At 56.9% G+C, this 22,571-nt stretch carries 19 protein-coding genes and 1 pseudogene; 11 read left to right on the top strand and 9 right to left on the bottom strand.

Annotated features, from left to right (window positions below):
• Nucleotides 1-29 precede the first annotated feature (29 nt).
• Nucleotides 30-2,783: a GNAT family N-acetyltransferase gene (locus P0120_17060; protein MDF0676020.1), complete on the top strand. Its 2,754-nt coding sequence runs from the start codon at nucleotides 30-32 to the stop codon at nucleotides 2,781-2,783.
• On the opposite strand, the gene P0120_17055 is transcribed toward P0120_17060, so the two are convergent.
• A complete protein-coding gene (locus P0120_17055) occupies nucleotides 2,780-3,451 on the bottom strand; it encodes a hypothetical protein (protein ID MDF0676019.1) in 672 nt (223 codons plus the stop codon). The two genes, P0120_17060 and P0120_17055, sit on opposite strands and share 4 nt — an antisense overlap.
• A 77-nt stretch (nucleotides 3,452-3,528) precedes the next feature.
• On the bottom strand, nucleotides 3,529-4,596 hold the full coding sequence (locus P0120_17050; protein MDF0676018.1) for a medium chain dehydrogenase/reductase family protein: 1,068 nt from the start codon (nucleotides 4,594-4,596) through the stop codon (nucleotides 3,529-3,531).
• 128 nt (nucleotides 4,597-4,724) lie between these two features.
• Here P0120_17050 and P0120_17045 point away from each other — a divergent pair.
• Nucleotides 4,725-5,057 (top strand): annotated as a pseudogene (locus P0120_17045) (acetate--CoA ligase family protein).
• A gap of 46 nt (nucleotides 5,058-5,103) precedes the next feature.
• Nucleotides 5,104-6,336 carry a hypothetical protein gene (locus tag P0120_17040; GenBank protein ID MDF0676017.1) on the top strand — a complete coding sequence of 411 codons (1,233 nt, stop codon included), beginning with the start codon at nucleotides 5,104-5,106 and terminating at the stop codon, nucleotides 6,334-6,336.
• A 357-nt stretch (nucleotides 6,337-6,693) separates the two neighbouring features.
• On the opposite strand, the gene P0120_17035 is transcribed toward P0120_17040, so the two are convergent.
• The 7 genes from P0120_17035 to alaC form a co-directional block, all read right to left on the bottom strand.
• A complete protein-coding gene (locus P0120_17035; protein ID MDF0676016.1) occupies nucleotides 6,694-7,197 on the bottom strand; it encodes a cytochrome c in 504 nt (167 codons plus the stop codon).
• 28 nt (nucleotides 7,198-7,225) lie between these two features.
• Entirely contained in the window at nucleotides 7,226-7,705 is a 480-nt protein-coding gene (locus P0120_17030) for a hemerythrin domain-containing protein (GenBank protein ID MDF0676015.1), read from the bottom strand.
• A gap of 187 nt (nucleotides 7,706-7,892) precedes the next feature.
• Nucleotides 7,893-9,116: an aspartate kinase gene (locus P0120_17025; GenBank protein MDF0676014.1), complete on the bottom strand. Its 1,224-nt coding sequence runs from the start codon at nucleotides 9,114-9,116 to the stop codon at nucleotides 7,893-7,895.
• A 5-nt stretch (nucleotides 9,117-9,121) separates the two neighbouring features.
• Nucleotides 9,122-10,330 (bottom strand): 2,3-bisphosphoglycerate-independent phosphoglycerate mutase, encoded by a 1,209-nt coding sequence (gene apgM, locus P0120_17020; GenBank protein ID MDF0676013.1) that lies wholly within the window; start codon nucleotides 10,328-10,330, stop codon nucleotides 9,122-9,124.
• A 16-nt stretch (nucleotides 10,331-10,346) separates the two neighbouring features.
• The gene (gene thrC / locus P0120_17015; GenBank protein ID MDF0676012.1) at nucleotides 10,347-11,405 is read right to left on the bottom strand and encodes a threonine synthase; all 1,059 of its coding nucleotides are present in this window, start codon (nucleotides 11,403-11,405) and stop codon (nucleotides 10,347-10,349) included.
• A gap of 3 nt (nucleotides 11,406-11,408) precedes the next feature.
• The gene (locus tag P0120_17010) at nucleotides 11,409-12,722 is read right to left on the bottom strand and encodes a homoserine dehydrogenase (protein ID MDF0676011.1); all 1,314 of its coding nucleotides are present in this window, start codon (nucleotides 12,720-12,722) and stop codon (nucleotides 11,409-11,411) included.
• Nucleotides 12,719-13,915: an alanine transaminase gene (gene alaC, locus P0120_17005; protein ID MDF0676010.1), complete on the bottom strand. Its 1,197-nt coding sequence runs from the start codon at nucleotides 13,913-13,915 to the stop codon at nucleotides 12,719-12,721. The genes P0120_17010 and alaC overlap by 4 nt, the downstream gene beginning before the upstream one ends.
• Nucleotides 13,916-14,212: 297 nt before the next feature.
• On the opposite strand from alaC, the gene P0120_17000 reads away from it, so the two are divergent.
• The 8 genes from P0120_17000 (at nucleotide 14,213) to P0120_16965 (ending at nucleotide 22,470) form a co-directional block, all read left to right on the top strand.
• Complete coding sequence (locus P0120_17000; protein MDF0676009.1) at nucleotides 14,213-14,926, top strand: pyridoxine 5'-phosphate synthase; 714 nt, start codon at nucleotides 14,213-14,215, stop codon at nucleotides 14,924-14,926.
• Between the two features lie 42 nt (nucleotides 14,927-14,968).
• Nucleotides 14,969-16,564 carry an NAD(P)H-hydrate dehydratase gene (locus tag P0120_16995; GenBank protein MDF0676008.1) on the top strand — a complete coding sequence of 532 codons (1,596 nt, stop codon included), beginning with the start codon at nucleotides 14,969-14,971 and terminating at the stop codon, nucleotides 16,562-16,564.
• A gap of 10 nt (nucleotides 16,565-16,574) precedes the next feature.
• Entirely contained in the window at nucleotides 16,575-17,117 is a 543-nt protein-coding gene (gene tsaE / locus P0120_16990) for a tRNA (adenosine(37)-N6)-threonylcarbamoyltransferase complex ATPase subunit type 1 TsaE (GenBank protein ID MDF0676007.1), read from the top strand.
• On the top strand, nucleotides 17,114-17,458 hold the full coding sequence (locus tag P0120_16985) for a LapA family protein (protein MDF0676006.1): 345 nt from the start codon (nucleotides 17,114-17,116) through the stop codon (nucleotides 17,456-17,458). Before tsaE ends, P0120_16985 begins: the two co-directional genes overlap by 4 nt.
• Nucleotides 17,451-20,096, top strand: a complete 2,646-nt coding sequence (mutS, locus tag P0120_16980; protein ID MDF0676005.1) for a DNA mismatch repair protein MutS — start codon at nucleotides 17,451-17,453, stop codon at nucleotides 20,094-20,096. The genes P0120_16985 and mutS overlap by 8 nt, the downstream gene beginning before the upstream one ends.
• A gap of 162 nt (nucleotides 20,097-20,258) precedes the next feature.
• A complete protein-coding gene (locus P0120_16975) occupies nucleotides 20,259-21,791 on the top strand; it encodes an IS110 family transposase (protein MDF0676004.1) in 1,533 nt (510 codons plus the stop codon).
• Between the two features lie 116 nt (nucleotides 21,792-21,907).
• The gene (locus P0120_16970; protein ID MDF0676003.1) at nucleotides 21,908-22,135 is read left to right on the top strand and encodes a hypothetical protein; all 228 of its coding nucleotides are present in this window, start codon (nucleotides 21,908-21,910) and stop codon (nucleotides 22,133-22,135) included.
• The gene (locus P0120_16965) at nucleotides 22,123-22,470 is read left to right on the top strand and encodes a type II toxin-antitoxin system PemK/MazF family toxin (GenBank protein MDF0676002.1); all 348 of its coding nucleotides are present in this window, start codon (nucleotides 22,123-22,125) and stop codon (nucleotides 22,468-22,470) included. Before P0120_16970 ends, P0120_16965 begins: the two co-directional genes overlap by 13 nt.
• The last annotated feature ends 101 nt before the right edge of the window (nucleotides 22,471-22,571 follow it).

Raw genomic sequence — 22,571 nt, 5'->3', positions numbered from 1 at the left:
TTCCTTCACGTTCAAGCCCCCGGAGTGGGATGAGATCCGTTCGCCCTCTCTACATTCCGCCTTTGAAGGCCGATCATGTCGTCTCCGGCTCGCTCATCCTGCGCGATGGAACAACCGCCGCCATCCGAACGGCCGAACCGGCTGATGCGACGCTGTTGCAACAGTTCGTCAACCGCTTGTCACCCGAGTCGAGACGTCACCGCTTCTTTTCGGAAAGCATGCCGTCAGCCGACGCCGTCGCAAGCCTCTGCGACTCTTCCAATCCCCATTCCCAGCTCAACTTGATCGTGACACGAGCAAGGGAGGGAGAACAACGCATTATTGCCGCAGGGTCCTACTGGGCGAAGGACGAGCAGACGGCAGAGGTGGCAATGGCCGTGGATGATGATTTCCATGGAAAGGGCCTAGGCACACTGCTTCTCGAACGGCTTGCCCTGCCGGCCATCCGCTACGGGTTTACCAAGCTTTGGGCCGTAACCCATGCTGAAAATCTGGCCATGCGAGAAGTCTTTCGAGAATCGGGGTTTACCACCCATGAAGGCTACGAAGGCGAAGATATGGAAGTGGAATTGTCGCTGATTCCAACGGAAGTCACTGTGGCCCGCGCGGAAGTACGAGAACGCCTCGCCACTATCGCCTCCCTCCGACCGTTTTTCCAGCCGCAGTCTGTAGTGGTGATCGGAGCGTCACGCGATCCAACAAGTATAGGTTATCGTCTCCTCGAAGCGCTGACGGCCAATCGGTTTCGAGGTGCCGTATATCCTGTGAACCCTCATGCGACCGAAATCGCCGGTGTCAGCGTTTCTCCTTCATTACTCGCGATCACCGAACCAATCGATCTTGCCGTCATTGCCGTCCCGCGAGACTCCGTAGCATCTGTGATCGATGAGTGCGCTGCAAAAGGAGTTAGGGCCTGCGTCATCATTACGGCTGGATTTGCGGAAGTGGGCTCAGAGGGATCGACCCTTCAGCGGCAGTTGGTCGCGAAGGTCCGGCAGCACGGCATGCGCATGATCGGCCCCAATTGTTTCGGGATATTGAACACGGATCCGACCGTGAGGCTCAATGCCACTTTTACCTCGCTGTTTCCGCCTCAAGGCCGAGTAGCGATGTCGTCGCAAAGCGGCGCGTTGGGCCTTGCCACCCTCGCCGGAGCGCGTCGTGTCCAGCTCGGCATTTCATCGTTCGTCAGCGTCGGCAATAAGGCCGATGTTTCTACCAACGATCTCCTCCAATATTGGGAGGAAGATCCTGCAACCGATGTGATCCTCTTGTACGTGGAATCATTCGGCAACCCTCGCCGATTCGCCCGCATCGCACGGAGGGTGAGTCACCGTAAACCGATCGTTGCAGTCAAAGCGGGACGCACCCAATCAGGGAGTCGTGCCGCCAGTTCGCATACGGCGGCCCTTGCGGCGAGTGATGTGGCCGTTGAGGCGTTGTTTCGTCAAGCCGGTGTCATTCGCGCCGAGACGCTCGATGACATGTTGGTGCTGGCAACCGGACTTGTGGCTCAACCGCTCCCGCCTGGACGCCGAGTCGGCATCGTCACGAATGCCGGAGGACCCGCCATCCTCTGCGCGGACGCCTGTGAGGCAGGCACCTTGGTGGTTCCAGAACTATCGGCCCGGACCAAGGCCACTCTCGCCTCCTTTCTTCCGGCCGTCGCCGCTCTGAACAATCCCGTGGATCTCATCGCATCGGCCACACCGGATCAGTATGCGAAGGCGATCGAAACAATGCTGGCGGCAGACGAGGTCGACGCGTTGATCATCCTCTATATGTCCGTGACTGTGGCGGACACAGCCGGCATCGCCCACGGTATTCTGGCTGGAATTGATAAGGGTCGCAGAGCAGGCGCGAAGGCCAAGCCCGTGCTTCTCAGTTGGATGGCGGAAGGTGATATGGAGCGTACGTTTCATTACCAAACTGAAACCATTCCGGCCTACCATTTGCCAGAGGTCCCCGCACTGGTACTCAGCAAAGCGGCCTCTTACGGAGAATGGCGACAACGACAGCCCGGGATGGTGCCCGACTTCGATGATCTGAATTTTTCAGTCGTGCGGGAAATCTATGCAGGAGCTCTCTCGCGCCGAGAAGCCGGCTGGTTGACGACAGAAGAAACACGAAACGTCCTGAGTGCGATCAGGCTGCCTGTGCAGACTGGCGGAGTGGCCAGAACAGCCGACGAAGCAGCAGCCTTGGCGAATCAAGCCGGTTATCCGGTCGCCGTCAAACTGGCCTCACATCAGATTGTGCACAAAACTGAGATCGGCGGCGTGCAGTTGAATCTCACGAACGAAGCGGCGGTTCGCAGAGCGTTTGACTCGATGAAAACGCGACTCGCCGAGACCGGCCAGCTCGATGCCATGGAAGGAGCACTGGTGCAGCCGATGGTCACCGGTGGCGTGGAAGTGATGATCGGAGTCACTGACGATCCCCTATTCGGCCCCTTGATTGCGTTCGGTCTCGGTGGGATCCACGTAGAGATTCTTGGCGATGTCCAGTTCCGCATCACGCCGCTCACCGATCGCGACGCCATAGAGATGATCCGAGGAATCAAAGCCTACCGCCTGCTCACCGGCTATCGGGGACATCCACCGGCCGATCTTGAAGCTTTGGAAGAAACGCTATTACGGGTGTCTCGTCTCGTTGAGGAAGTTCCCGAGATCAGCGAACTCGACTTGAATCCGATCTTTGCCCTTCCACCGGGCCAAGGCTGCCGCATCGTGGATGCGAGGATACGAATCAATCATGCCGACTCACCTTTAACGCAGCGCTAGGTCCGCTCGTCACGCGGTAATCTTCCTAGCCAAGCGATCAGTCCGCACACCACCACAAGTGTCACGCATGAGCTGACGGCCATTGCCGATGCTGAGGGCGGTGGTGGGACAACCGTCATCCCGATGACAGTGAACATGAGGACGATAAGGATGAGGACTCCGAGAGCAATGGACTTGCCACGCGCGAGTCTGCTTTGCTGGAGAAAGAAACACAGACCTAGTGCGACCAGGACGGCTTCTACCACGAGGGCGACTGGCATATTGTTCCAGAGGGCAAGTCCCACTGTAGGGGAGGTGCTGGTTGTCAGCGGCATTTCGGGCCGGTGGACGAGCGCATCGATCAGCCAATGTGAGAAGACTGCCACAGCGACAAGGGCGGCGATACACCGGCTTGCTTCCTTGAGGTATGAGTACAATGGCAAGGCAAGTGCTCCGGCGAAGATGGACCAGCCAGCCGCTGCCAAGAGACCGTGGGAGTAGGGAAACACGAAGTGGGGTTGGTGTGTGGTGGAATAATCTTCGGGAATATTCACCGATTCCCATCCGAGGAGAATAAATAACCACAGGACGAAGTCGAGCAAGAGTGCCGCAGTCACAAAGATACCGACATTCACGCGTCGCTCAACGCGCCCGATCACTAATGCCACTCCGACGTGCCCAGCGAACAAAGTTTCTCCTTGGTCTTTCAGCGTGCCCGACGCGTGACATCTTCACCGGCGTGGAGCCTTAGCATTACGCGTGGTTGTTATGCACTTCGTGATGCAAGCAATGATCCCTTGTGGACGAGGACGATCTTACCTGTTACGCCGCCCTTCCCTAGCGACTCCTGCGCCTGTCTGGCCTCGGCAAGCGGGAATCGCTGCGCGATGAGCGGCTTGATCTTTTGCTGTTGGAGCAGGTCGAACAGAGTGAGCAAGTCCTGTCGAAACCATAACGGTTTCAGTCGTTTGAGCCATTGGATACTATAGGGGACAACCCGTTTTCGACCCGGGAGAAACCAGCCACCGGCAATGTACAGCCCAAAGATGGCGATTGCACGAAAGCGATGACGACCGCCTGAACGACCGGACGCCAAGCGGCCTCCATGGAGCGAGCCAGTCAGGCCATAGGCTACGACCGTCCCGCCGGGACGCAGAGCTTCACGGGAACGCCAGATGTGGGTGCCACCGATGCCGTCGAAGACAACGTCTGCGCCCTCGCCTGTCCGGCGGTGGATTTCTTTTACGAAGTCCTGATGCTCGTAATCAATGGGGATCGCGCCGAGATCGGAAACGGCCGACGCCCCTCGCACTGAACAGGTCCCGTATAGCTCCAGCTCGGTGAGGCGCCCAAGCTGCAAGAGGGCCGAGCCGACGCCGCCTGCCGCGCCGTGGATCAGCACACGCTGGCCCGATCTGACCTTAGCGGAGCGATGCAGCATCTGGTACGCCGTGATGTAGTTCAGCACGATGCTGACAGCCTCGGCTGCATCCAACCCTGATGGCACCGGCACCAGTTCACGTTGCGGTAGCCGGACGAATTCCGCGTATGCGCCGCTGATCGGCAGCGCGGCCACGATCTGCCCTGGCTCGAGTCCGAAGACGCCCTCACCGAGCTGATCCACCATACCAACCAGGTCCCACCCTGGCGTGAAGGGCAGCGGGGGAGTCTCAGGATGGATGCCTTCCCGCATCATCAGATCGGGCAAGGACACCCCTGCGGCCAGCACTCGGACTCGAACTTCACCGGGCTTCGGCTCTGGGCACTCTTCTTCAACCACTTGCAGGGCGTCGGGTCCTCCGTAGTGGGTGACGATAATGCGCCTATGTTTCACGGACCGCTTCCTTATGTGCCAAGTGCACCAGCTCGAGCAGCGCGGCTAGTGAGTATGCAGACCCGGTATGGTACATGACTACTACGAACGATTTCTGACTCAACTTTTGATCTTGCTCATGGATCGACATGATTCGCGATCAGCTCTTCGGCCCAGTGGTCGCGTTCGGCCTCGGCGGCATGCATGTGGAAATTCTCAGGGATCTGCAATTCCGTGTCGCATCGCTGACTGACCAGGATGCGAGCGACATGGTGCGAGCAATCAAGGGTTAGCGCCTGCTCACCGGCTAACGGGGACGTCCACCGGCCGACCTTGAAGCCGTGAAAGAAACGTTGTTACGGGTATCTCGCCTCGTTGAAGAAATTCCGGAGATCAGCGAACTCGACTTGAATCCGATCTTCGCCCTCCCACCAGGCCAAGGCTGCCGAATTGTGGATGCGAGGATACGAGGAAGGAGATAAACTCAATGCTCACAGCAACCTACAAATCTAGCTGATAAGGCCATATATGTGTGCAGATTGGAAAAGTGGTTATAACCCAGATGTAATCACTACGGGCTTAGAGAAGATTAAGTCAACATCCGAAAATGGGGAGGTGTCATTCACTGGATTTGAGTTTAACGACTACGTGACCGTTCTACTTTCATCCCTCAAGTTCGTTTTTCCTTTTCCCGATCTCTACAAGAGGCAGTTTGTTCACAAGGGGATCGCCATCGTAGCTAAGTCCAAAACACTTACGAAGTCAGCACTCCTGCAAGAAATCTCGAAACTAGAGCAAGCGTACATGCGAGAGCCTATCAAGGAGTATTTACTGGTCAGTGATATCTCCCTCCACATACCTACAGCTCGCGAGAGTGTGGGCTTAAATGATACCCGCATAATTTTCTCTTGCCACCTCAGCTCTAAGATTCAAAGAGATGTTTTTCTCAAACTGGGCCGTGAGTTCCTTAATCGCGAATTACCAACAGCATACTCATACATTCAGATAATGACGCGGGGCCGGTCCCCAGAAGAGGCTGGAATTGTAGCACTTGATACCATTGACCTTCTGAGAGGGATCTGGAACTTTGCCCTTAACAGAAAGCGCCACGTCGTACTCCACGCAAAGAAAAGAGATCCTATCAATAAGATATTGTTAGGCCCCTTACACTCGCTCCATTATCCGAATGGGAAACGCCTTCCAGACCCGTTCTGGTATGATCCGACTTACGTTGAGCCGGTATCACCGATGGATCTCCGAAGAAACTGGGACTCGCTCAGAAGCTTCGAGAGGCAGGTCAGAAAGCGACTGTCAAAATCTCATTCGAGAACATTTATGGAGGAAGCCTTTAGGCGGTATGCCGTTGCCCTCGACGAAAGAAACCATGAAACTGCATTCCTCAAGCTTTGGAGCTTATTGGAGTACCTGACCAGAACAACAATTAAAGACTCCCATAAAGTGACCGTTACTCGGGCCGTCTCAGTTTGGTCAGATCGCGACTTTCATCAAGAAGTGTTGCACCACCTACGTGATTACAGAAACTCTGCCGTTCATATGGACCAACGGAATGAAGAGATCACGAAACTCCTATACCAGCTAAAGCGTTACGTTGAAGCCTTGCTAGAATTCCATGTTTTCCATGGTCATAAGTTTGCCAATCTCGGAAATATTACTTCGTTCTTTGATCTTCCAACCGACAAGGCAACATTGACAGAGCAGAAACATCTCATCCAAAAGCGGCTTCGTTTCATTCGAACATGACGACGCGTCGCCGTGCCATCCGTCAGATCAGCGATCGCGCAACTTGTTTGTGATTTCTGTGCGAACGTCCGCCCATGATCGACCTGCGTCAGGATTTGTCCGATATGACGCTAGTCTTTCACGAATGATTCTTTGATGCCAATCAGGGACAGGGACCTGCTCGGAAGTTGCTGCAATGCGATCCCACAGAGACTGCACAAAATCGATTTGTTCATCGATAGGCAGCTCGTCGAATCCAAGGGGTGGAGAAGGGATTGGTTTGGGCATATTTCACACTTCCTGCGGATCAATTATATCGCAAGCTAAGGGAAGTGAAAATAGCGGGCGTGAGTAAGAAATGGAACACCTTATCTGACTCTACTGCCCCGGGTGGGGATCTTTTCTGATGAGCGCGAGGTAGAGCAGCGTGTCGGCGAGATCTTGATCGGTCATGGTGGTGTCCGGGAACATGCCGGTCCCGGGATGGCCTTCTCTGATAGTGCGTGTTCGTTCCTTGTTGGTTTTCAGCCGCAGAGCCTCGGGATTCCGCAAATCGGAAGGCGGAGGATTCAGCCTCGCGATGAGCGCGGCAGTGTCGGTTTCCAATCGAGGCCTTCTCCCGATATACCCATCGATGCCATGACAGTAGTAACAGACGCCTTTGCCGTTGAAAATCTCCCGCCCCCGCATCACATTGCCCTTTAACTTGACGGTCGGTTGTGAGGTCGAGGACTCGGCCCGGGCGTAATCGGATGGAGACAGCAGCTCCAGTTCCAGGCTCCCCACGAAGAGCAGGCTGAAGGAGGCCGTCAGTTTGACGAGCAGATCACGGGTGAGAATCGTTCGAGCGCTTGACCCAGTTTGACTCCTAGCCCATCTCATGCGGCCTCTCCCTTCTACGAGATGAGCGTCAGTGCTGACTGCAACAGCTATTGTACCGGTCTTCTGGAATGCTGTTCATGTTGCCGAAGACGGTTGCGCGTTCGTCCGTGCTGGTGACGTTATCGATGGCAGGATAGAGTGCCCGTTCTTCCTTCCTATTATGAGAGCTCAATAGGTTGACCAGCGCCTGCTCGCCCTGATCGGTATCAAGATTCTGTCTTTCCACCTTTTGGTGAATCGCGTCAAGCAGCTGCTTGATCCGGCTATGCTCAAATCGCATCACGGGCGTCGGCCCCTCCTCGATCATACCGGTTTTCTTTTCCCACATCGGAAACAGCAGCTCCTCTTCCCACACGATATGCCGCTGGAGACCGATTTTGAATTCCTTGAAGGCTTCTTTGGCCTTGGCAAAGTCCGAGCGTTTCGAAGCTTGAAAGATCTTGAACAACTCATCCAGCCGATCGTGATCTTCTTTATAACATGCTGCGATCGTCCTCTGCTCAGTCAATTGAACCCCCCTTGATGAAATAAAGAGCCGATACTATATAGCAACGGTTGAGATCCTCGTCCGACTGCAGCACGCGAAGAACCTTGAACTCACTGATTAAACCGACGAAGTCACCCAGGGGGACCACACCCCAATAGCTTGGCAAACGAACGCTGCTCGTCGAGTCCCAGATCTTCGCCTGACCGTTTCAGGACTGGGCTTGATCGAGATCGAATGCCGAATGAAGAGAGCGCATGGCCAGTTCGAGATACTTCTCATCGATCACACAGGAGATTTTGATCTCCGAGGTACTGATCATCATGATATTGACCCCCTCGCGGGATAACACCTCAAACATTTTCGCCGCCACGCCCGAGTGCGACCGCATGCCCACCCCGATAAGCGAGACTTTGGCAATCGCTTCAGTCACAGAAACCGATTTCGCCTCGATGTCTTTCGCCACAGATTGAATGATCGGCACGGCTTTCTTGAGGTCGGCGCGCGGCACAGTGAAGGAGAGGTCCGTCAGGGCGGCCTGGCTCATGTTCTGGATGATCATGTCGACATTGATATGAGCTTGCGCGACAGAGCCAAAAATTCTCGCAGCGATCCCGGGTTTATCCGGCACTCCGACGACCGTAATCTTAGCTTGATGACGGTCTCCGGTCACGCCGGCGATGGCCGCCGCTTCCATGTCCGCATCTTCTTTCGTCACGAGCGTGCCCTTTCCTTCTTTGAAGCTGGAATTGACTTCGACTGGGACATTGAACTTGGCCGCAAACTCGACGGATCTGGTTTGCAGAACTTTTGCACCGAGGCTCGCCATTTCCAGCATCTCTTCATACGCAATCTTATCGATCCGCCTCGCAGCCGGCACAATATTGGGGTCGGCCGTGTAGACACCATCGACGTCGGTGAAGATGACGCACCGATCGGCCTTTAATGCTGCCGCCAGCGCAACGGCAGAGAGATCGGACCCTCCGCGGCCGAGGGTGGTCACGTCAGATTGTTCATTGATCCCTTGGAATCCGGCCACGACCGGTAAGACGCCCTGCTTCAAGGCCTCCTTGATGCGATCAGCCGTGACTCGTGCTATCCGTGCTTTGGTATGGGCACTATCGGTGATGATGCCGACCTGGCGTCCCGTAAAGGACCTGGCATTGATCCCTCGTCCACGCAATTCCATCGACAGAAGCGCGATGGTGATCCGCTCTCCTGTCGAGAGCAGCATGTCCAATTCGCGTTCGTCCGGAACAGTGGTGACTTCATGTGCGAGCTTGATCAGCCGATCCGTCTCCCCACTCATCGCCGAGAGGACGACGACGACCTGATTCCCTTCCTGCTGCGTCTGCGCCACCCGGTCGGCAACACGGTGTATGCGCTCAATCGTTCCAACGGAAGTCCCTCCGTACTTTTGAACGACCAGCGCCATGGGTCTCAGCTTTTGGAGAAGAACTTGTGCACGAACTTGGTCGCATCACGAGCCGGCATGTTCACGGCGAGCGCATCGGCCTCGGTGAAGCGACGACCGACTGTCTCCGATCCTTTCACTCCCTCCTCACCAAACGCATAGAATGCCGGACTCTGCGGATCTTCCGCGTGATCGCAGATGACGAGGAAACGATAGGGACCTCGTTTGGCCAAACCGTCGCCCAACGGTCCTACCAGGTTGCGATCAAACTCTTCAATGCCATGGACCTTCGCCTTGATATCAGTCCCGTGTATCACCTCGTCCGTCAATTCAGCATGCACATACACAAAATCTTTCTTGGCTAATTCCTCCAGTGCCACCGCCGCCTTGGTGCGGAGATCGCCGTCGGCCAGCCTATCGGGATCCACTGCTTCGAGCCCCGCGTTCATCCCCACACCACGATAGACGTCACTGGTCGCCACCATCGACCCTACGATGTCATATTTTTCCGCCAAGCTCGGCCACATGACCGCTCGCCCTTCACCCCACAGCCAGACACAGTTTGCCGGTTTCTTCCCCGCTGCGATCCGCTCATGGTTCACCGGATGATCACGCAAGGTAAGATGGGCGGTATCCATCAGCTTCCGGAGAATATCCGACCCATCCCCCGTTGGTAAGGCATCCGCGATGGATTGACCGAGGATCGTCTGTGGATCAGTACACAGGGCGCGCGGTTTCCCGTCCACCCAGACCATCAGATGACGATGACCGGCGCCTGGATAAAACTGGATGGTTTCCGAGCCGACTTGCTCGTTGATAGCTTCGATCAATTCGCGGGCCTCTTCCGTTTCGATCAACCCGGCGGTTGCATCGTCCATGATCACGTGCGGTCCCAATTTCTTGATGTCACCACCCTTCCCCCCCTCAGGCTTCAGCGTCACCATTGTGCAGCGATACACGACATCATGCTCCGCCACGGACACGCCCAAACTCGCCGCTTCCAGCGGCCCAGGACCTGGATAAAACTTCCGCGGGTCATACCCAAGAATCGCGGCCCCGATCACTCCGCTCCCGTGACGAACTCCGTCCATAGGAGTCAGCAGCCGACCGAGTTCTCCGATTTGCGCAAGGCGGTCGAGATTGGGGGTCGCTGACGCTTGCAGCGGTGTGCGTCCCCCGAGTTCCGGTCTCGGACGGTCCGCCATCCCGCCGGCGTGCACCATCACATATCTCATGAGGTCCACACGTCCTTCAGACATTCAAGAGACGGGCAACATCCTCGCGCGTTGCCTTGACGGTCACCGGTTGCTTCGACACGCTGATCGCCGTATCGGCATCCTTCAAACCATGCCCTGTGAGCGTGCATACGACTGTTACTCCCTCCCGTAGAATCTTGGTTCGATGCAGTTTAGTGACGCCGGCAACGGACGCAGCGGAAGCCGGCTCGCAAAAAACTCCTTCCGTGGCCGCCACGGCCCGGTAGGCCTGAAGAATTTCTTCATCTGTGACCATATCGATCGCACCCGTCGATTCCTCCATCGCTCTCAACGCCGCGGACCAGCTGGCGGGATTGCCGATTCGAATGGCAGTCGCGACGGTTTGGGGCTGTTCGACGATTTTGCCCAACACAATCGGCGCCGCACCTGCGGCCTGAAAACCCATCATGCGTGGCGCCCGCGTGATCTGATTCGCCGCACGATACTCCTGGTACCCTTTCCAATAGGCGGTGATATTTCCCGCATTTCCGACCGGTAGGACATGAAAAGTCGGAGCGTCGCCCAGTTGATCACAGACCTCAAAGGCCGCGGTCTTTTGACCCTCAATTCTGTACGGATTCACCGAGTTCACTAATTCGATGTGGAGCGACGCCGAAAAATCTTTGACGAGGGCCAGAGCCTGATCAAAGTTCCCTTCGATCTGAATAACCGTCGCCTGATGCATCATCGCTTGAGAGAGCTTCCCCATGGCGATCTTACCGGCAGGAATCAACACGTACACGGACAACCCGGCACGAGCCCCGTAGGCGGCAGCGGATGCGGAGGTATTGCCGGTCGACGCGCACATGACGGCCCGTGCTCCGCTTTCCACTGCCTTCGAAATGGCGAGTGTCATACCGCGGTCTTTGAACGAGCCGGTGGGGTTGACTCCCTCAAACTTCAGGTAGAGTTCGACTCCCGGCGCAATCGCCTTCGCCAACCTTGTGGCTCTGATCAGAGGGGTATTACCCTCTCCCAGGCTGATAACCGGCGTCTTCTCGGTGACCGGGAGGAATTTTTGGTATTCCTCTATCACTCCACGCCAACGAGTCATCGATCACTCATCCTTGCCTTCGACGCGAATGAGCGTGGTCGGTTCGGAGACGAAGGGGCTCCGGTTGATTTCACGAAGCGCAGTTTGCACATCGCGCTCTTTCGCGGTATGTGTCTTGATGACCACCGGCACCGTCTGGCCTTCGCGGCGTCCTTGTTGCACCATCGATGATATACTGATCCCACAACGCCCTAACTCACCCGCGATCTGCGCCAACACACCCGGGCGATCGACCACTGTAAACCGCAGATAATAGATCGAGCTGATCTCTTCCATCGATCTCAGCCGGAGCGGTCGTCGCTGATCCTGCTGAAACGACGCCACTGGTACCCGACCGACCGCTCCTTTAACGAGATTCCGGCCGATCGCGATCACGTCGCTCACCACGGCACTCCCGGTCGGCATTGATCCGGCTCCTCGGCCGTACAGCACCACGTCACCGACGGCATCGCCGACGAGTTGGATGGCATTGTACACATCTTCGACTTGAGCGATGGGCGAGGTGGACGGAAGCATCGTGGGATGAACCCGAGCCTCAATTTCACCGTCCACCAGCTTCGCGATACCGAGCGATTTGATCGTATAGCCAAACTGTTTTGCGTAGGCAATATCGGTCGGTGTGATGTTCGCAATCCCTTCCGTGTAGATGTCCTTGAAATTGACGGGTGTTCCATACGCCAGACTGACCAGTATGGCAAGCTTGTGCGCCGAATCGGTCCCGGCAACATCAAAAGCCGGATCGGCTTCGGCATACCCGGCCCGCTGTGCTTCCTGGAGGACTTCGTTGAAACTGTGTCCCTCATGGGTCATTCTCGACAATATATAGTTGGACGTCCCATTGATGATTCCGTAGATGGACTCGATCGTATTACCCGCGAGCCCCTCGGTCAACGACCGAATCACCGGGATACCGCCGCCGACGCTGGCTTCAAACCCCAAGTCCACACCTCTGCGCGTGGCGGCTTCAAAAATTTCCTCTCCGTGAAGGGCTAGGAGCGCCTTGTTTGCCGTGACGACCTGCTTCCCGGCGGCGATCGCATCCAGGATGAGCCGTTTCGCTGTCTCGTATCCACCGATCAGTTCGACTACGATATCGATGTCTGGATCGGTCAGGACACGATCGACCTCTGTGGTGAGGACCCCCGGAGCCAATGTCACCCCGCGATCTTTAGCCACGTCCACATCCGCCACCCTGATAAGCTCGATCGGCACTCCAATGCGACGGCTGATGAGGGCGGCATTGTTGAGAAGGACCCTGGCCACGCCCGTGCCGACTGTGCCGAACCCGACGATCCCGACTCCGATGCGCGACCTCATTCTTCGTCCCCATCAAGCTTGAGGGCTTTGCGAATTCCTCGGACGGCTTGCCTGGTTCGATGTTCATTCTCCACAAGTCCAAATCGTACGTATTCATCGCCACCTTCGCCGAATCCAATTCCTGGCGAGACCGCGACCTTCGCTTCCTTGAGCAAGAGTTTCGAAAACTCCAACGACCCCATGTGGCGATAGGGCAAGGGAATGTGTGCCCACACAAACATCGTTGCCAACGGTTTTGCGACCTGCCATCCGATCCGATTCAGCCCGCCCACCAGCGTATCTCTGCGTTTCTGATAGCGTAGAACCGTCTCCTTGACGCAGTCCTGAGGGCCGTTCAAAGCGATCACACTGGCGATTTGAAGAGGCTGAAAAATACCATAGTCGAGGTAACTTTTAATCTTCGCCAATGCTCCGACGACCTCTCGATTGCCCACACAAAAGCCCACCCGCCAGCCGGGCATGTTGTAGGCTTTGGACAACGTGTAGAACTCTACCCCGCAGTCTTTGGCGCCCGGGATCTGAAGAAAGCTTGGTGCCTTATAGCCGTCGAACACAAGATCGGCGTAGGCGAGGTCGTGGATGACGATGACGTTGTGCTCCTTGGCAAACGCCACGATCTTCTTGAAAAACTCCTGATTCACCACGGCCGTGGTGGGATTGTGGGGAAAATTGATCACGAGGATCTTCGGTCTCGGAAACGTCTGCCGATAGACGCGCGTCAGATCCTCGAAGAAATCGCTGTCCTGGCGGAGTTCGATGCCACGGACTTCACCACCGGCAATGATGAAGCTGTACATGTGGATGGGATAGGTCGGCGTCGGGGTCAGGACGACATCGCCTGGGCCGATCAGTGCCAAGGCCAGGTGAGCGAGCCCTTCTTTCGATCCGATGGTGACGATGGCTTCGGTCTCCTGATCCAGGTCAACATCGTAGTTTCTCTTGTACCACGCACAAATCGCGTGCCGCAGTTTCGTGATGCCGCGCGAGGCCGAGTAACGATGATTCTTCCCCTTGCGGGCAGCCTCGATCATCTTCTCGACGATATGCGGCGGCGTCGGTTGATCGGGATTGCCCATCCCAAAATCGATGATGTCTTCGCCATATTGCCGAGCCTCAAGCTTGAGGGATTGAACCTGCGCGAAGACATACGGAGGGAGCCGCTTGATTCGATAAAAACCTTCGCCCAACCCCATGAACTTCCTTTGACCCCTTTTCGATATTTCCCAAACTAACTCATCGCGATACATGAGCGAAGGGATGTGGAAAGCGGATATTCAAGATATTCTAATTGAGGGCTTTGGTCGAGTCAATTTACCTCATTCCCACGTGGTTCCGAAACTGCCAAGGACAGAAGCTCTTCATCCAGTCCTTCGTCTATCGGCGAACCCGTCCTTGCCCCATCTCGTTCCTTTCTGCTACTAATACCGCTTGATTGCCGGATCTAGCTTTTTTCACAGGTTGTGATCAGGCTGATTGAATAAAGGAGAGGGATGGCCAGGCTTGGTGTGAATATCGACCATGTGGCGACGTTGCGGCAGGCACGTGGAGGAGCCGATCCGGATCCCTTGGCGGCGGCTGTTCTTGTCGAACTGGCAGGAGCCGATGGCCTGGTCGTTCATCTGCGGGAAGACCGTCGACATATCCAAGACCGAGACCTTCACCTTCTTCGCGAGATTGCCCGTACAAAGCTCGACCTTGAAATGGCGGCCGACGGTGAAATGGCGAAGATCGCCCTGAGCATCAAGCCCGACCTCGTCACGTTGGTGCCGGAAAAGCGACAGGAGCTCACCACTGAAGGTGGGCTTGATATTGTTGGACAACGCGACCGAATTCAGAGCATTGTGACTCTGTTGCATAACGGAGGGATTCCGGTCAGCGTCTTTGTCGAGCCTGATCTGAATCAGATCAGGGCCGCGCACAAAATTGCGGCTGATTTCGTGGAGTTGCATACCGGCCGTTACGCGAATGCCACACGCTCCAAGGAAGCCGATGCGGAATTCGAGGCGATCACCCACGCCGCCAAGTTGGCCTACAAGCTCGGGATCGGAGTGAATGCCGGCCATGGACTGAATTACCACAACATCAAACGCCTGACGCATGTTCCCGAAATCGTCGAGTACAACATCGGGCACAGTATCATCGCACGGGCGGTTCTCGTCGGTCTCGTACAGGCCGTGAAAGAGATGAAGACCTTGCTCGGTTGATGCCATCGAGCTGCTGGGTCCGTTCATCACCTTCGGTTCACCATGACCAAGATCATCACCGCTGCACAGATGCAGGAGCTCGACCGCCGAACGATCTCGGAGGCTCATATCCCAGCGGCCACGTTGATGGAACGTGCCGGGTCCGGCGTCGTGTCTTGCCTTGAACAGCGGTTGGGACCCCTGCGGGGCAAGACGGTCACCGTTGTGTGCGGCAAAGGCAACAATGGGGGGGATGGATTCGTCGCCGCTCGCCTACTTCGTCGACGCCATGCGAACGTGCGCGTGCTCGCCATGGCACCCATCTCCGAACTGAGCCGTGACGCTGCAACGATGTATAGGCAATTCGTCCGTGGCGCAGGGAAATCCTCCGTGCGTCTATACACGTCCAAGGCTCAGACGCAGGCACTTTTTCAGGACAGTGATATCCTCGTCGACGCGCTCCTCGGGACAGGACTCTCCTCTGCTGTAACCGGACGTTATGCTGAGACCATTGACAGCATCAACGAAACCGACCGTCCCGTGGTGGCTGTCGATCTACCGTCGGGCCTCCATGCTGATACCGGTACTATCCTGGGTCGAGCTGTTCGTACCTCCCTTACCGTGACCTTTGGACTGCCGAAGTTAGGCCTCTATCAGAGCGACGGGATCGATCTGGCCGGCGAGGTGGCCATTGTCGACATCGGAATTCCGCCGGCTTACATTGACGCGGTCGAGAGCCGAACGACTCTGATTACAGAGCACGATGTGCGAACGTACCTGCCGAGACGGCAGCCATCGAATCACAAAGGCTCGTTTGGTCATGCCGGCATTATTGCCGGGTCCGTTGGAAAAACCGGAGCAGCCGCCATGGCCGCGCGAGCGGCGCTGCGTGTCGGCGCGGGGCTCGTGACCGTCGCAATCCCTACGAGTGTCAACGATATATTGGAAGCAAAGCTGCTGGAGGCGATGACGGTTCCGATGCCTGAAACCAAAGCGCGTACCTTTGCACGAACTGCATTGGATCGGCTCGTCGCCTTCATGACGGCGAGAACCGCTATCGCCATCGGTCCAGGATTATCCACCCATCCGGAAACGGTTGAACTCGTCCAGGGCTTGACGAAACAACTTGATCGACCGGCTGTTCTGGATGCAGACGCCCTGAACGCGTTGACTGGGCGGACCGCTCTCTTGGCATCTTGCAAGACACCGCCGATTATCACGCCGCATCCCGGAGAGATGGCGCGACTGGAGGCAGACGCCACGCCGCAGACCGTCAACAGCGATCGGATCGGTACTGCCTCCCGGTTCGCCCGAGAGCGAGGCTTGTTCGTTGTGTTGAAAGGTGCCCGAACCGTCGTCGCCCGTCCGGACGGAGCCGTTGCGATTTGCCCTACCGGGAATCCAGGGATGGCAACGGCAGGAACAGGTGATGTGTTAACCGGCATGGTGGTGGGACTCTTAGCCCAAGGCCTAGCCACCTGGGAGGCTGCCTGTGCAGCGACATACCTGCATGGAGCCGCCGGCGATTTGGCTGCAGCCAAGATGGGGCAGGCCGGGTTGATCGCGGGGGACGTGATCGAGGAGATTCCCTATGCCCTCAAGTTCATACATCAGGCTCCATCACACAAGACCGATGCAATACGGAACGATCCCCTGTGACGACGTTCCCATGGCTCCATCTATCAGGTCTCTGGATCTTATTCTCTCATCTCCCGGCAAGACAGAATCGTTCGGATATGCCATTGGCCGGCTGCTCCATGGAGGGGAAGTGCTCGCCTTGATCGGTGAATTGGGCGTTGGGAAGACGGTACTGGTCCGAGGGATTGTTGCCGGGCTCGGTGCGCCCGATACATCCGTCACGAGTCCGACCTTCATGCTTGTACATGAATACCAGGGGCGTCTTCCTGTCATTCATGTCGACTTGTACCGGTTGCGGAGACCTGAGGAAATCGAGTCGATCGGACTCGCTGACTACCTTACGGACGATGCGGTCGTCGCCATTGAGTGGGCGGACCGGTTCCCCCGAGTACTCCCGGAGGACCGCCTGGAAGTGAAGTTTGCCCATCGGACCAGGACGACCAGAGCAGTACGGCTGGAAGCAAGAGGTTCACGCTCTCGCTCACTTCTCGCTCAAATCAAGAACATCGTGCGTCCAGCTTCACGATCAGTCAGAGCAAGCCTCCAGGCTGGTAGAAAGACTTCGTCGCGATGACTCGATTGATCCTGGTCGGCATTCTTTTGCTCCTTTCGTTGGCCTTCTTCCTTCAAAACCAAGAACAGGAAGTCACCCTCCGCTATTTTTTTGGATTGCTCGAAGCTTCAACACCTATTTACAAGCCCATCATGGCCGGTTTTGTCATCGGCCTGTTGGTCGCGGTCATTCTGCTTTTTCCTCCCTGGGTCCGTGCGCGTATCGACCTTCGTCGAAAAACGAAGTCCTTACAGGAAGCTGAAGTGAACTTGGAGCGACTCAGGCAATCTCTTGAAAAAATCTCTGGACGGACTCAGAGTCCCACTCAAATGGAATCCTCGAGGGACTTCGGTGATGAGTGACTCAACCCCGAGCCCGCTCATGCGGCAGTATCGGGACATCAAACAGGGATACCCTGAAGCCATCCTGTTTTTTCGCGTCGGAGATTTTTATGAGATGTTCTACGAGGACGCACAGGAGGCGTCTCGACTCTTATCGATCGCCCTCACTTCTCGCGACAAGAACAGCGTCCATCCTGTTCCGCTTTGTGGCGTTCCCTATCATGCCGCCACAGGCTATATCGCAAAGCTCTTGAAGGCAGGCCGTCTCGTCGCGTTATGCGAGCAAGTTGAGGATCCCAAGGCAGCAAAAGGCCTGGTACGGCGAGAGGTCGTCAGGCTTTATACTCCTGGTACACTCGTAGACACAGAATTCCTTGCCCCTTCCGAGCTGAACTATCTCGCCGCCCTCTCCGTTGGATCAGACTCCGATCGAGGATCACCGATCGGCCTAGCGGTCCTGGAGGTGTCAACGGGGGAATTTTGGGGCATGGAGTTTCACGGTCCCCACGCGTCCCCACAACTGTTGAACGAGGTCGCTCGGTTGGATCCTCGGGAAGTTCTCTTCCCCGCAGACCGCCGCTCCCCTTGGATCGAGCAAATAGCAGGAGCGCGCCTGTGTGAACGACCACCGGCATCGTTCAGCCATCAATCGGCTGTTCGCACCTTGACCGACCACTTCCGCGTGCAAACCTTGGAAACCTTGGGCTGTGCCGACTTCCCAGATGCCAGCCGTGCTGCTGGAGCAGTCTTGTCGTACTTCCGCGAGACTCAACCGACGGTTCCTCTGGATCATGTTCGGCGATTCACTGTTCGCCAGAATAGCGAGTACATGCACCTGGATGGAGTGACGATCCGCAACCTGGAACTTCTCAAGCCATTCGCGTTGAACGAAACTGTTTCTGGTTTGAAGTCTGCAACGCTCCTGACCGTGCTGGATCGAACCGCCACCGCCATGGGAAGTCGACTCCTTCGACAGTGGCTGGTACGGCCGTTGGTGCGTTGTGACCAAATCAACGCTCGCCTCGATGCCGTGGAAGAACTGAAGGACAGGATGCAGGTGCGGACTGCGTTACGTACGGGATTGCGGGAGATCCAGGATATTGCTCGACTCGGCAGTCGCATCGTACTCGGTTTGGCCGGCCCACGAGAACTGCTTGCCCTCAAACAGTCTCTCTCAGCTTTCCCTGAGATCTTTGCCCAGCTGGCACCGCTCCAGAGCCGGCTACTCTGCGATGCACGGGCGTCATGGGATAACGGCCAAGATCTGTATAACCTGATCGAGGAAGCCATCCGACCTGATGCTCCGCTCTCCCTTCGCGATGGGAATATCATCAAAGACGGCTATGACCCGGCAATCGACGAGTTGCGTAAAGCAAGCAAGGAAGGGAAAAGCTGGATCGCCGCACTCGAGACGCAGGAGCGTGAACGAACGGGCATAGAATCGTTGAAAATCCGCTACAACCAGGTGTTCGGCTACTACATCGAGATCACCAAAGCCAATCTTGCTCGTGTCCCCGCCGACTATATTCGCAAGCAAACCCTGGTCAATGCCGAACGGTTCATGACCGCAGAGTTGAAGGAGTTGGAAGAACGTGTCACCGGGGCCGACGTCAAGTTGCTCGCTCGTGAGCAGGAGATCTTCATTCAAGTTCGTGCAAGGCTGGCCAATGAAGCGCATCGATTAGACGCCATGGCGACCATCCTTTCCCTTATTGATGTCATAGCCGGATTGGGCGAGGCCGCCGCCCTGCACCGGTACAGCAAGCCCTCGGTCACGGAAGGAGGCGCCATCACCATACAGGAGGGTCGCCACCCAGTGGTCGAACGACTCTGTACCGATTCGGGGTTCGTCCCGAACGACACGGTCCTGGATCTGGAAACGAACAGGCTGTTGATCATTACCGGGCCGAACATGGCGGGAAAGAGTACCTATCTTCGCCAAGTCGCACTGATCGTACTGATGGCTCAAATCGGCAGCTTCGTACCAGCCGCAGAAGCGCAGATCGGATTGACCGATCGCATCTTCACCAGAGTGGGAGCCTCGGATAATCTGGCGGGAGGCCAGAGTACGTTCATGGTGGAAATGGTCGAGACAGCCAACATTCTCCAGAACGCGACTCAACGCAGCCTGATTCTACTGGACGAAATCGGTCGCGGCACAAGCACCTACGATGGCTTGAGCATCGCCTGGGCGATCGCAGAGCACATCCATGACCGTGCGCGATTAGGCGCACGCACGTTGTTCGCCACCCATTACCATGAGATGACACAGCTGGAGCAGCAACGGACCGGAATCAAGAATTATCGCGTGGCCGTTCAGGAACGCGGCGGAGACGTCGTGTTTCTGAGAAAAATCGTGGCGGGCAAAGCCGACCGGAGTTACGGCATCCACGTGGCCAAACTTGCAGGGCTCCCTACCAACGTGATTCATCGCGCCCAAGCGGTGTTGTCGCAACTTGAACAACCGGAGTCGACTCGTTCCGAGTTGATTCAAGAACAACCCCCACCAACATCAGATCCCCTTCCCCAGCCTCATCCCATCATTGAGGAGGTCAAGCAGATCGACCTATTCTCTATGACACCGCTTGATGCCTTGAATCGCCTCGCCGAGTTGCAGCGGATGGTAAGTTCGGACAGCAACATCCCTTCCGATCGCTGATGATCATTGGTTAGCCTAAATCCGAAAATAGAAATTCGTCTATTGGTTTATTCCGCGGGTCCTGTCATGGCGAACAGCCCCACCGTGCTCACTCCACCCATCCCCCAGTGAGGCCCTTCCGTTGCGCGCGCTTGCTGGAAGCCGCGTCTCGGCGCGGCAGGGTTGGGAGGGTGGGAAGTTCGCCCCGTTCGCCACGTCACCCGCAGTGTTTATGCGATCTGTCGTCAAAATTATTTCGGATTAGTCCTCATGAGCGATGGCTCACCCCGCATGATGAACATGCGCTATTCTGATAAGCACCGTGGCCTGGTCAACGGCGGGTACCCTTGGTACCACGAGTCCGCGATTAGTCTGCCGCGGGCGCTTTCGGCACCCCGCATTGTTGCCACGAGCACGCAGAACAGAGTCGTGAACAGGAGGCGCCTCCAGGCCACGGCCTTGACCCCTATCAGGAGGAGGGAGGCCATGGAGCGAGTACTCGAGCGATGCGCGGGACTGGATGTGCACAAAGAGACCGTCGCGGTGTGCGTGCGGGTGGCAGGGCCAGGGGGCGAACGCCTCCAGCACGTGCGGACCTTTGGCACGACGACGGCTGAGTTGCTGACGTTGCGGGATTGGCTGACCACCCACGGGGTCACCCACGTGGCCATGGAGAGCACGGGGGTGTACTGGAAGCCGATCTATTACGTGCTCGAAGAGGCCTTCACGTGTCTCTTGGTCAATGCTGCTCACATGCGCAACGTGCCAGGTCGCAAGACCGACGTTCAAGACGGCGTCTGGATCGCGCAATTGCTGGAGCATGGGCTGCTGCGGGGCAGCTTCGTGCCGCCGGCCCCGATCCGGGAGCTCCGGGATCTGACGCGCTACCGCAAAACGCTCATTCAGGAACGCGCCCGCGAAGTCCAGCGGCTGCACAAGGTCCTGGAAGATGCCGGCGTGAAATTGGCGTCGGTCGCCACCGATATCCTGGGCGTGTCGGGCCGGGCGATGCTGGACGCGCTGGTCGCTGGTACCACGGACCCCGAGGTGTTGGCCGACTTGGCCCGGGGGCGCTTGCGCGCCAAGCTGTCGGCGTTGCAACAGGCTCTGACCGGCCGCTTTCGTCGGCATCATGCGTTCCTGGTGAGTGAACTCCTGTCGCATCTGGACTATCTGGAGGAGGCCATTGAACGCCTGAGCCAGCGCATCGAGGAGCAGCTCCGCCCTTTTGCAGAGGTGGTGGCCCCGCTGGATGCGATCCCGGGGGTGAACCAGCGCACGATTGAAGGGATCGTGGCCGAGATCGGCGTCGACATGGCCTCCTTTCCTTCGGATCGCCATCTCAGCAGTTGGACGGGCATCTGTCCGGGGCACCACGAGAGTGCGGGCAAGCGGCAGAGCGGCAAGCCCCGCAAGGGCAACCGCTGGCTGCGCACCACGTTGACGGAAGCCGCCTTGGCCGCGATTCGGGTCAAAGACAGTCGGCTCGCCGCTCGCTACCGGCGCCTCATGCGGCATCGCGGGCACAAGAAAGCGGTGGTGGCAGTCGGGCATACGATCCTCGTAGTCGTCTATCACATGCTGAAGGACCGTGTGCCCTACCACGAGGTGGGCGCTGCCTACCTCGATCAACGGGATCGAGAGCAGGCCACCCGCCGGCACGTCAAGCAGTTGGAGCGCTTGGGCCATCGCGTGATCCTTGAGCCAGCCGCCTAAGTACGGTGGCATTTTCAGAACAGGGTGAGTCCCAGCCACTCGATCGCCGCAATCAGTTGTCTTGCCAGAAAAATGCATCCTGTATACAATACAGCATTGCCTTAGCAGGAGGACCGATGGCTGTCCGATTGAACATCACGATGGATGAGGATATTTACGCGAGGCTCAAGAAGGAAGTGCCTCCGAAGAAGCTCAGTGCGTTCATCTCCTCCGCCGTTCGAGCGAAACTTCATCCGGACAAGAAGGCCCTTGACGAAGCCTACCGTGCCGCCCGGAAAGAACGCTGGCGGAAAGACCTGGGGGATGACTGGCAGAGCACGGAGGGCGAAGGGTGGCCAAACTGAGGAAGCCACCCCGTCGAGGGGATGTCTACTGGGTTGCGTTGGATCCTACGGTTGGGTCCGAAATCAAGAAGACCAGACCCGCGGTGATCGTTTCGAACAATTCCTGCAACACCTTCGGCTCTCGCGTGGTGGTCCTGCCGCTGACCAGCCATGTCGATTCCTTGTATCCAGGTGAAGCCATGGTTGTCGTCAACGGCAGGCCGGCTCGTGTATTGGGCGACCAGATCCGATCCTTGGATAAATCACGATTGCAATCGAGAATCGACACATTGAGCCAAGAAGAGCTGGCTACCGTCGAAGAGGCGATCCGCATCACGCTCGCCTTGCAGCCGTAAACCGCATCTCTCAGAACCCGTCCCCCCTTCGACATGCCTGCTCTGAGCTTGCCGACGAGCTCGGGGCGAATGGATTAGGACGATAAACTTGAAAACTGCAC

The organism is Nitrospira sp., assembly GCA_029194675.1.
Lineage (GTDB): Bacteria > Nitrospirota > Nitrospiria > Nitrospirales > Nitrospiraceae > Nitrospira_D.
Note: the sequence above shows the minus strand (reverse complement) of the source record. Positions and strands in the feature narration are given on the sequence as shown.

Coding starts and splice junctions, on each gene's coding strand:
- P0120_17060 (MDF0676020.1), top strand. CDS start 30: ATGAGATCCGTTCGCCCTCTCTACATTCCGCCTTTGAAGGCCGATCAT.
- thrC (MDF0676012.1), bottom strand. CDS start 11,405: ATGACTCGTTGGCGTGGAGTGATAGAGGAATACCAAAAATTCCTCCCG.
- P0120_16970 (MDF0676003.1), top strand. CDS start 21,908: ATGGCTGTCCGATTGAACATCACGATGGATGAGGATATTTACGCGAGG.
- P0120_17035 (MDF0676016.1), bottom strand. CDS start 7,197: ATGAGATGGGCTAGGAGTCAAACTGGGTCAAGCGCTCGAACGATTCTC.
- tsaE (MDF0676007.1), top strand. CDS start 16,575: ATGGCTCCATCTATCAGGTCTCTGGATCTTATTCTCTCATCTCCCGGC.
- P0120_16985 (MDF0676006.1), top strand. CDS start 17,114: ATGACTCGATTGATCCTGGTCGGCATTCTTTTGCTCCTTTCGTTGGCC.
- P0120_17010 (MDF0676011.1), bottom strand. CDS start 12,722: ATGAGGTCGCGCATCGGAGTCGGGATCGTCGGGTTCGGCACAGTCGGC.
- alaC (MDF0676010.1), bottom strand. CDS start 13,915: ATGGGGTTGGGCGAAGGTTTTTATCGAATCAAGCGGCTCCCTCCGTAT.
- P0120_17000 (MDF0676009.1), top strand. CDS start 14,213: ATGGCCAGGCTTGGTGTGAATATCGACCATGTGGCGACGTTGCGGCAG.
- P0120_17025 (MDF0676014.1), bottom strand. CDS start 9,116: ATGGCGCTGGTCGTTCAAAAGTACGGAGGGACTTCCGTTGGAACGATT.
- mutS (MDF0676005.1), top strand. CDS start 17,451: ATGAGTGACTCAACCCCGAGCCCGCTCATGCGGCAGTATCGGGACATC.
- P0120_16995 (MDF0676008.1), top strand. CDS start 14,969: ATGACCAAGATCATCACCGCTGCACAGATGCAGGAGCTCGACCGCCGA.
- apgM (MDF0676013.1), bottom strand. CDS start 10,330: ATGAGATATGTGATGGTGCACGCCGGCGGGATGGCGGACCGTCCGAGA.
- P0120_17040 (MDF0676017.1), top strand. CDS start 5,104: ATGTGTGCAGATTGGAAAAGTGGTTATAACCCAGATGTAATCACTACG.